The 8,934-nt window shown below is 71.7% G+C and carries 8 protein-coding genes; 5 read left to right on the top strand and 3 right to left on the bottom strand.

The window, feature by feature from the left end; translation table 11 throughout:
- Positions 1-184: 184 nt before the first annotated feature.
- Together AOK00_RS29680 and AOK00_RS29675 are read left to right on the top strand one after the other, a co-directional pair.
- Positions 185-676, top strand: a complete 492-nt coding sequence (locus tag AOK00_RS29680) for an inorganic diphosphatase (protein ID WP_024758444.1) — start codon at positions 185-187, stop codon at positions 674-676.
- A 115-nt stretch (positions 677-791) separates the two neighbouring features.
- Positions 792-2,546 (top strand): threonine/serine exporter family protein, encoded by a 1,755-nt coding sequence (locus AOK00_RS29675; protein WP_437441454.1) that lies wholly within the window; start codon positions 792-794, stop codon positions 2,544-2,546.
- Between the two features lie 84 nt (positions 2,547-2,630).
- Here AOK00_RS29675 and AOK00_RS29670 read toward each other — a convergent pair whose 3' ends face one another.
- Positions 2,631-3,356 (bottom strand): DedA family protein, encoded by a 726-nt coding sequence (locus tag AOK00_RS29670; protein WP_079042263.1) that lies wholly within the window; start codon positions 3,354-3,356, stop codon positions 2,631-2,633.
- Between the two features lie 150 nt (positions 3,357-3,506).
- On the opposite strand from AOK00_RS29670, the gene AOK00_RS29665 reads away from it, so the two are divergent.
- From AOK00_RS29665 to AOK00_RS29655, 3 genes are all read left to right on the top strand, one after another.
- Positions 3,507-3,875: a YbjQ family protein gene (locus AOK00_RS29665; RefSeq protein WP_055603309.1), complete on the top strand. Its 369-nt coding sequence runs from the start codon at positions 3,507-3,509 to the stop codon at positions 3,873-3,875.
- Between the two features lie 423 nt (positions 3,876-4,298).
- On the top strand, positions 4,299-5,588 hold the full coding sequence (locus AOK00_RS29660; protein ID WP_055603308.1) for an ion channel protein: 1,290 nt from the start codon (positions 4,299-4,301) through the stop codon (positions 5,586-5,588).
- Positions 5,589-5,618: 30 nt separating this feature from the next.
- Positions 5,619-7,037 carry a glutamate decarboxylase gene (locus tag AOK00_RS29655; protein ID WP_055603307.1) on the top strand — a complete coding sequence of 473 codons (1,419 nt, stop codon included), beginning with the start codon at positions 5,619-5,621 and terminating at the stop codon, positions 7,035-7,037.
- 51 nt (positions 7,038-7,088) lie between these two features.
- Here the strand turns inward: AOK00_RS29655 and AOK00_RS29650 are convergent, their stop codons facing one another.
- Positions 7,089-8,135 (bottom strand): sialidase family protein, encoded by a 1,047-nt coding sequence (locus AOK00_RS29650; protein ID WP_254047552.1) that lies wholly within the window; start codon positions 8,133-8,135, stop codon positions 7,089-7,091.
- A gap of 343 nt (positions 8,136-8,478) precedes the next feature.
- Positions 8,479-8,934: ABC transporter permease (locus AOK00_RS29645; protein ID WP_159041873.1), on the bottom strand; the 456-nt coding region annotated here is incomplete at its 5' end.

The raw sequence follows: 8,934 nt of genomic DNA, 5'->3' as shown, positions 1-8,934 counted from the left end.
GGATGTGGCAGCTCACGGCGGCCTCCGCCGCCCTCGGACTGGCCCTGGCCGCCGTGAGCTGCCACATCCTCGGCTCGGGCATTGCTGACCAGCCCCTTTCGCGATCACACACGTGCGTGAGGGACACTTAATCACCGCGCGTCGTCGCGAGCATTCAGTTGTGTTGATTCAGGAGGAGCCACCCGTGGAGTTCGACGTTCTCATCGAGATCCCCAAGGGATCGCGTAACAAGTACGAGGTCGACCACGAGACGGGTCGCATCCGTCTGGACCGTCGTCTGTTCACGTCGACGGCCTACCCGACCGACTACGGCTACGTCGAGAACACCCTCGGTGAGGACGGCGACCCGCTCGACGCGCTCGTCATCCTCGACGAGCCCACGTTCCCGGGCTGCCTGATCAAGTGCCGCGCGATCGGCATGTTCCGCATGACGGACGAGGCGGGCGGCGACGACAAGCTGCTGTGCGTCCCGGCCACGGACCCGCGCATGGAGCACCTGCGGGACATCCACCACGTGGCGGAGTTCGACCGCCTGGAGATCCAGCACTTCTTCGAGGTCTACAAGGACCTGGAGCCGGGCAAGTCGGTCGAGGGCGCCGACTGGGTCGGTCGCGCCGAGGCCGAGGAAGAGATCGAGAAGTCGTACGCGCGCGCCAAGGAGCAGGGCGGCCACTGAGCCGGTTCTGTTGTGAGCGTGTGAAGGCGGTGCACCCGTTGGGTGCACCGCCTTTCGCACATCCGTCGCACGCTCATACTGGAATTCACGGTTCCCAGGGAGTGAGGCGGACAGAGTGGTGGCGGAGCCGGACGGCTCGAAGGACGATCCGGAGGACGGCACGGCAGACGGTTCGGCGGACAGCACGCCGGACGGTTCGGCGGACGGTTCGGCAGGGGTCCCCGAGGACTCTCCGGCGGACTCTCCGGAGGACCGGAAGCCGGTGTCGGACGAGGCACGGAGCGCTTTCGTGCCGCCGGTCGGGGTGGAGCAGCCCGCACCGCCGGAGGAGGAGCACCCGACCTCCGAGTTCGCCCTTCCTCCCGGGCTGACGACGGAGCCGCCGGCCGAGCAGGAGGGTTCGGCGTTCGCGCCGCCCGCCACGTACTCGGCGAAGACCTCGCCGCCCGCCTTCACCCCGGCGTACGGGGTGCCCCTGGTGCGGCTCTCGCAGAACGCGCCGTGGCAGGACCGGATGCGGACCATGCTGCGGCTGCCGGTGGGTGAGCGGCCGGTGCCGGAGGCGACGCGCAAGGAGGACGAGAGCGGTCCCTCGGTGCCGCGTGTGCTCGACCTGACCCTGCGTATCGGCGAGCTGCTGCTCGCGGGCGGGGAGGGCGCGGAGGACGTCGAGGCGGCGATGTTCGCGATCTGCCGCTCGTACGGTCTGGACCGGGTCGAGCCGACGGTGACGTTCACCCTGCTCTCCGTCACGTACCAGCCGTCGCTCGTGGACGACCCGATCACGGCGAACCGGACGGTACGGCGCCGGGGCACGGACTACACGCGGCTCGCGGCGGTGTACACGCTGCTCGCCGACATCAACGCGCGGGCGCACGAGGTGACGCCCGAGGAGGCGTACGGGCGGCTCGCGGAGATACGGCGCAACCGGCACCCGTACCCCGGCTGGGTCCTCACGGCGGCGGCGGGCGTGCTCGCCGGCGCGGCCTCGGTGCTTCTGGGCGGCGGTCCGACGGTGTTCTTCGTGGCGGCGCTGGGCGCGGTGCTCGGCGACCGGCTGGCGTGGCTGTTCGCCGGACGCGGGATGCCGGAGTTCTACCAGTTCCTGGTGGCGGCGATGCCGCCGGCGGCGATGGGGGTGCTCCTGACGATGCTGCACGCCGATCTGCGGCCGTCGGCGGTGATCACCGGTGGCCTGTTCGCGCTGATCCCGGGGCGGGCGCTCGTGGCGGCGGTGCAGGACGGTCTGACCGGCTTCTACATCACGGCCTCGGCCCGGCTCCTGGAGGTCGCGTACTTCTTCGTCGCGATCGTGGTGGGCGTGCTGTCGGTGCTGTACATCGCCGTGCAGTTCGACGCCCAGCTGAACCCCGAGGGGGCGCTGCACGCGGTGGAGCGGCCGGTGACGCAGATCCTGGCATCGATGGTGCTGTGCGCGACCTTCGCGATCCTCTTGCAGCAGTCGCGGGCGACGGTGCTCTTCGCGACGCTGAACGGCGGGGTGGCGTGGGTGATCTACGCGTCGATAGCGGTGACCGCGGACGGGTCGACGGTCATGGCGACGGCGGTGGCGGCGGGTCTGGTGGGCCTCTTCGGCCAGCTGATCGCCCGCTACGAGCACACCTCGTCGCTGCCGTACGTGACGGCGGCGATCGGCCCGCTGCTGCCCGGTTCGGCGACGTACTTCGGGGTGCTCGCGATCGCCCAGAACAACCTGGACCAGGGCTTCGCCTCGCTGGCGAAGGCGGCGGCCCTGGCACTGGCGATCGCGATCGGGGTGAACCTGGGAGGCGAGCTGGCCCGCCTCTTCATGCAGGCTCCCGGTGCCGCCGCGGCCCGTCGTGCGGCCAAGCGGACCAGGGGCTTCTAGGCCCTGCCCGGGGCCGTCGGCCGGGACACGGGAAGGGCCCCGCACGCTGTGCGGGGCCCTTCCAGCGCTTCGAACGCGTCCGGGTCAGCGCTTGGCGTGCCGGCCGCGGGGCGGGTTGGGGGTGCCGGGGGCGTCGTGGTCACCAGGGATGTCGTGGTCATCGTGGTCGCCGCCGGTGGCCTGTGCCTTCTTCGACTGGGAACGGGCCCGGAGGTACTCGATCACGATCGGGACCACGGAGAGCAGGACGATCCCGACGAGGATCATCTCGATGTGCTTGTGCACGAACTCGACCTTGCCGAGGGAGGCGCCGAGCAGGGTCACACCCGCGCCCCAGAGCACACCGCCGATGATGTTGTACGTGATGAACAGGCGGTAGTTCATGCGGCTGACGCCGGCGATGATCGGCGTGAACGTGCGCACGATGGGGACGAAGCGGGCCAGGATCAGCGACTTCGGGCCGTGCTTCTCGAAGAACTCGTGCGCCTTCTCGACGTTCTCCTGCTTGAAGAGCTTCGAGTCGGGGCGCTTGAAGAGAGACGGGCCGACCTTGCGTCCGAAGAGGTATCCGACCTGGTCGCCGAGGACCGCCGCGGCCACGATCAGCGTGCACATCAGCCACAGCGGCATGTCCAGCTTGCCGGTCGTGATCAGCAGGCCCGTGGTGAAGAGCAGTGAGTCGCCGGGCAGGAAGAACCCGATGAGGAGGCCGGACTCGGCGAAGACAATGGCCAGGACACCGATCGGACCAAAGGTCTGAATCAGATAGTCCGGGTCCAACCAGCTCGGTCCGAGGGCAAGCGTGTTCACGGGTTCCGGGCTCCTGCGGTCGGTGGGGACATGGGGGACGGCTGGCCCCAAGCTATCAACGTGGGCGGGACGCGACCGGTTCCACCCGGGGCCTACGGGATGCGGAGAGGGCCCGCGCCCCTGAGGCTGGGGGCCAGGAGGTGTATGCCGATGGGCATCGAGGAGTACGGAGGCGGCCAGGGGTCGCACCCCGACGTACTGGTCGTGACGACGAACGACGTGCCGGGCTTCGAGGTCCGCCAGGTCATCGGTGAGGTCTTCGGGCTCACCGTCCGTTCCCGCCATCTGGGCAGCCAGATCGGCGCGGGCCTCAAGTCGATGGTCGGCGGGGAGCTGAAGGGTCTGACGAAGACCCTCGTGCAGACCCGGAACCAGGCCATGGAACGCCTGGTGGAGCAGGCCCGGGCGCGCGGCGCGAACGCCGTGCTGATGTTCCGCTTCGACGTCACGGACGCGGCGGACGTGGGCACGGAGGTGTGCGCGTACGGCACGGCGGTGGTGATCGCACAGCGCGTCTGAGCCCGCTGCGCGCCCCTCGGGCCGGCCCCTGGGGCGGGCTCGAGGGCCCCGAGACCCCCAGAGTCCGGTCGATGGGCCCGGGGTCCGGGCGAGGGACCGCGGTCCAGGCCGAGGGGCGCCCGGGGGCAGGTCGATGGCCCCGCGGTCCAGGCGAGGGACCCGGGGTCCAGGCCGAGGGACCCGCGGTCCAGGCCGAGGGACCCGCGGTCAGGTTTCCGGGGCAGCCCCCAGGCGTCGCGCGTTCGCGCGGATGTCGGCGTGCAGGTGCTCCGGCAGGCCCTCACGGAGCAGCCCATCGGCCGTCCGCCCCCCTTTCTCTGCCGGTACGCGTGTCGGCCTCGGGACTGACGCGACGTGAGGTGCACGTCCGTTCGACCCGAATTTCGGGATGTTGTGGGGCATTTGCTCACTTATGGTGGGGCGGTGACCACCGATCACGTTCCGCCCGGCCCCTCGCCCTCCGCCGACAAGACCCCCTTGCAGGTCCTGCTGCCGCAAGTGCTGCCCGCCCTTGTGGTCGGGGTGGCGGCGAGCCTGCTGTTCCTGGGCATCAGCACCCTCGCGGAGGAGTTCGAGGACGTCCTCTGGGACGACCTGCCCGACGCCCTCGGTATCGGTGGCCACTCCTCCCTCTGGATCATCACCATGCTCACGGCGACCGGCATCGCCGTGGGCCTCGTGGTCTGGAAGGCACCCGGACACGCCGGCCCCGACCCCGCCTCCACCGGCCTCGGCGGGCCTCCGCTCGCCCTCGTCGTCGTACCGGGGCTCCTCCTCGCGAGCACGCTCGCGCTCGCCGGCGGTGTCAGCCTCGGCCCCGAGAACCCGATCATCGCGAGCAACATCGCCCTCACCTACTGGCTCGGCCGCAAGGTCGCGCCCGCGGTGCCGGGCGCCGCCTGGATCGCCCTCGCCTCGTCCGCCACCATCGGCGCCCTCTTCGGAACCCCGGTGGCCGCCGCCCTCGTCATCTCCGAGGCCCTCGTCGGCCAGCCGGGACGCGGCTCCCTCTGGGACCGGCTCTTCGCCCCGCTCGCCGCCGCCGGCGCCGGCGCCATGACCACCCAGCTGCTCGCCGACCCCAGCTTCGACATGGGCCTCCCGCCGCTCACCGACCCCGGCTGGGGCGACGTGCTCGCCGCCCTGGTGATCGCCTCCGCCGCCGCCGTCTTCGGGCTCGCCTCCTGCTACCTCTTCCCCTACGTCCACGCCGCCTTCCGGCGGCTGCGCCACCCCATGGTGATGCTGCCCCTCGGCGGTCTCGCCCTCGGCCTCCTGGGCGCCCTCGGCGGACCGCTGACCCTCTTCAAGGGCCTGGAACAGACCAAGGAACTGACTGCCTCGGTCGGCAGCTGGTCCTCCGGCGAACTCGCCAAACTGGCCGCGGTCAAACTCGTGGCCCTCCTCGTCGCCGCCTCCTGCGGCTTCCGGGGCGGCCGGATCTTCCCCGCCGTCTTCATCGGGGCCGCCTTCGGACTGTTCGCCCAGGCCCTCGTCCCCGAGGTCCATCCGGCGGTCGCCGTCTCCTCCGCCGTCCTCGGCGTCCTGCTCGCCACCACCCGGCAGGGCTGGATCAGCCTCTTCACCGGCGCCGTCCTCGCCTCCTCCCCCGCGATGCTCGCCCTGCTCTGCCTGGCCTCCCTCCCCGCCTGGCTGATCGTCACCGGCCGCCCCCAGCTCGAACTCGACCATCAGGGCCGTGCCCTGCGCTGACCCATCCCCACCGGACAGAAGGAGTCCCCCATGCCGCTGCACAAGGGTTCCCCCGCCTCCCCCGCCCAGGCCGAACGCCGGCTCGCCCTCAACCCCTTCTTCGGCGAGGCCAACCCGGTCGGCGGCATGACCGAGGCCCCACCCCACCACCAGCTGCCCGACGGCCCGCTGCCGCCGTCGAGCGCCTACCAGCTCGTCCACGACGAGCTGATGCTCGACGGCAACTCCCGGCTCAACCTCGCCACCTTCGTCACCACCTGGATGGAACCCCAGGCCGGCGTCCTCATGGCCGAGTGCCGCGACAAGAACATGATCGACAAGGACGAGTACCCGCGCACCGCCGAACTGGAGCGCCGCTGCGTCGCCATGCTCGCCCAGCTGTGGCACGCCCCCGACCCGGCCACGGCCGTCGGCTGCTCCACCACCGGCTCCAGCGAGGCCTGCATGCTCGCCGGTATGGCCCTCAAGCGGCGCTGGGCCAAACGGAACGCCGACCGCTACCCCGGCAGCGCCCGCCCCAACCTGGTCATGGGCGTCAACGTCCAGGTCTGCTGGGACAAGTTCTGCAACTTCTGGGAGGTCGAGCCCCGCCTCGTCCCCATGGAGGGCGACCGCTTCCACCTCGACGCCGAGACCGCCGCCGCCCTCTGCGACGAGAACACCATCGGAGTCGTCGCCGTCCTCGGCTCGACCTTCGACGGCTCCTACGAGCCCGTCGCCGAGATCTGCGCGGCTCTGGACGCCCTCCAGGAACGCACCGGCCTCGACATCCCCGTCCACGTCGACGGCGCCTCCGGTGCCATGATCGCCCCCTTCCTCGACGAGGACCTGGTCTGGGACTTCCGGCTCCCCCGGGTCTCCTCCATCAACACCTCCGGTCACAAGTACGGCCTGGTCTACCCGGGCGTCGGCTGGGCCCTCTGGCGCTCCCCCGAGGAACTCCCCGAGGAGCTCGTCTTCCGCGTCAACTACCTGGGTGGCGACATGCCCACCTTCGCCCTCAACTTCTCCCGGCCGGGCGCCCAGGTCGTCGCGCAGTACTACACCTTCCTCAGGCTCGGCCGGGAGGGCTACCGGGCGGTGCAGCAGACCACCCGCGACATCGCACGCGGCCTCGCCGAACGGATCGAGGCCATGGGCGACTTCCGGCTCCTGACCCGTGGCGACCAACTGCCCGTCTTCGCCTTCACCACCGCCGAGGACGTCACCTCCTTCGATGTCTTCGACGTCTCCCGGCGCCTCCGTGAACAGGGCTGGCTGGTCCCCGCCTACACCTTCCCCGCCAACCGCGAGGACCTTTCCGTGCTGCGTGTGGTCTGCCGCAACGGCTTCTCCGCCGACCTGGCCGCGCTCTTCATCGAGGACCTGAACCGGCTCCTGCCCGAACTGCGGCGCCAGCCCCACCCGTTCACCGACGATCGAGGCAGCGCGACCTCCTTCCACCACTAGGCCCTGCCCGCCCCGCGCCCAGGAGGGTGGCCCGGCCCTCCCTCCTCTTCCTCAATCGCCCGCGGGGTCCTCGCAGGCCAGCTGGAACTCCGACCATCGCACCCCGTCCGCGCTCAGCGCGTACCGGCAGCGGGACTCCTCGCGCAGCAGCCCGAGCGGGGTGCGGCGGGTGTGGTGCGTGCCCTCGCCGAGCCGGACGAACGTACGGCCGCCGTCCACGCTCCCGTACGCCGAGAGCTCCGCGCCGATCTCCACCCGGCCGCCGGGCCCCGGGACCGGCAGGCCCAGCAGCGAGCGGGGCTGCTCGCCCGGCCCCGTCGTCCACATCCGCTGCCAGGTCCTCCCGCCGTCCACCGAACGGTGCAACGCACGCATCGGGTTCTTGACCGGCTCGCCGCCCACCAACTCCCCCATCTCCGCCGCGTACACCGCGTCCCTGCCCACCGCCACCGCCGTGTGCCAGCCTGGGCTCACGACGGGACTCGGCAGCCGGCTGACCGTCCAGCCACGACCCCCGTCCCGGGAGACGGCGACCGCCGCCCGCCCCGACAGCGGGTCCGTGCCCGAGACCCACCAGGACCCGTCGGGCTCCGGCTGCTCCTGGGGGCGGGGATGCGCTCCCAGGAGAGGCACCCGGGCCAGCGCCCGGCGCCGCCCGTCCTGCGGCGAGATCACCACGAGACGCTGCCGCTCGCAGTCGTCCGGCAGGGCCGCGGAGGGCGCGGCGCAGTCGGTGGCGAGCACCGCCCCCTCGGGTATAGCCGGGGTCGTCCCGACCGTACGCCGGTCGCCCGCCCGCCAGTTGCGCCCGCCGTCCTCGGTGAACCAGGTCCGCGATCCCGGCTCGGCGCCGCCCTCCTCGACGAGCGCCCGGCCGGGGCCGAGAGGCACCAGGTTCGCCGAGATGCCGTCCGTCCCCGACACCCTCGGCAGCGGGGACCGGCGCAGCACCCATTCCTTCGCCCCGGCGTCCCGCACGGCCACGTGCTGCCTGCAGAAGCCGTTCTCCGGGGCCGCCTGGTCGCTCACGCACGAGGCGAGCAGCGCGAACCCGCTGCCGTCCCGCGCGAAGCCCAGGCTGTGCGACCAGCCGGGCAACCCCGGAGCCGACGGAATCCGGGGCGGTGCGCCGAACAGCCCCGGATCCGGACGCGCCACCGGCCTCTTGCCGACCGTCCCCGAAGCGCTCGGGCCCCCCGAAGCACCCGGACTTCCCGAGGCCCCGGGGCTCCCCGAACCGCCCTGCTCCACCGCCGACCTCGACCCCGTACACCCGCTCAACACGACCAACACCAGCGCCACGACGGCGCCGGCCACTCCTCCCACGGGCCTGCGCATCGCACGTCCCCCTGTCCTCCCTCGGGCGGTCCGCGGTGAACCGCTGCTTTCAATACACCGCTCACCGCCTTCGGGTTCCCACCTCCGCGCCACAAGGTGCCGACTACTTCCCGAGCTGCCCGAACTTCCGTACCGCCAGCGGGAAGAAGACCGCGAGCAGCACCAGCGGCCACACCACCGCCGCCCAGACGTGCCCCGGCTCGCCGCCCGGATTGCCGAAGAGGTCACGGACCGCCGTCGCGGTCGCCGACATCGGGTTCCACTCCACGAACGTGCCGAGCCAGCCCGGCATGGAGTCCGGCGAGGCGAAGGCGTTGGAGAGGAAGCCGATGGGCCAGACCAGGATCTGCACCGCCTGCACCAGCTCGGCCCGCCCCGCGACCAGCGCGAGGAAGATCCCGATCCACAACATCGCGAACCGCAGCAGGAGCAGCAGCCCCAGCGCCCCCAGGGTGCTCCCCAGACCGCCGTCGGCCCGCCAGCCGATCGCGTACCCGACGCCGACCATCACGAGCAGCCCCACCGCCGACTGGAGCATGTCGGCGGTGGGGCTGCTCGT

It is taken from the genome of Streptomyces aureus (genome assembly GCF_001418135.1).
Classification (GTDB): Bacteria; Actinomycetota; Actinomycetes; order Streptomycetales; family Streptomycetaceae; genus Streptomyces; species Streptomyces aureus_A.
Note: the sequence above shows the minus strand (reverse complement) of the source record. Positions and strands in the feature narration are given on the sequence as shown.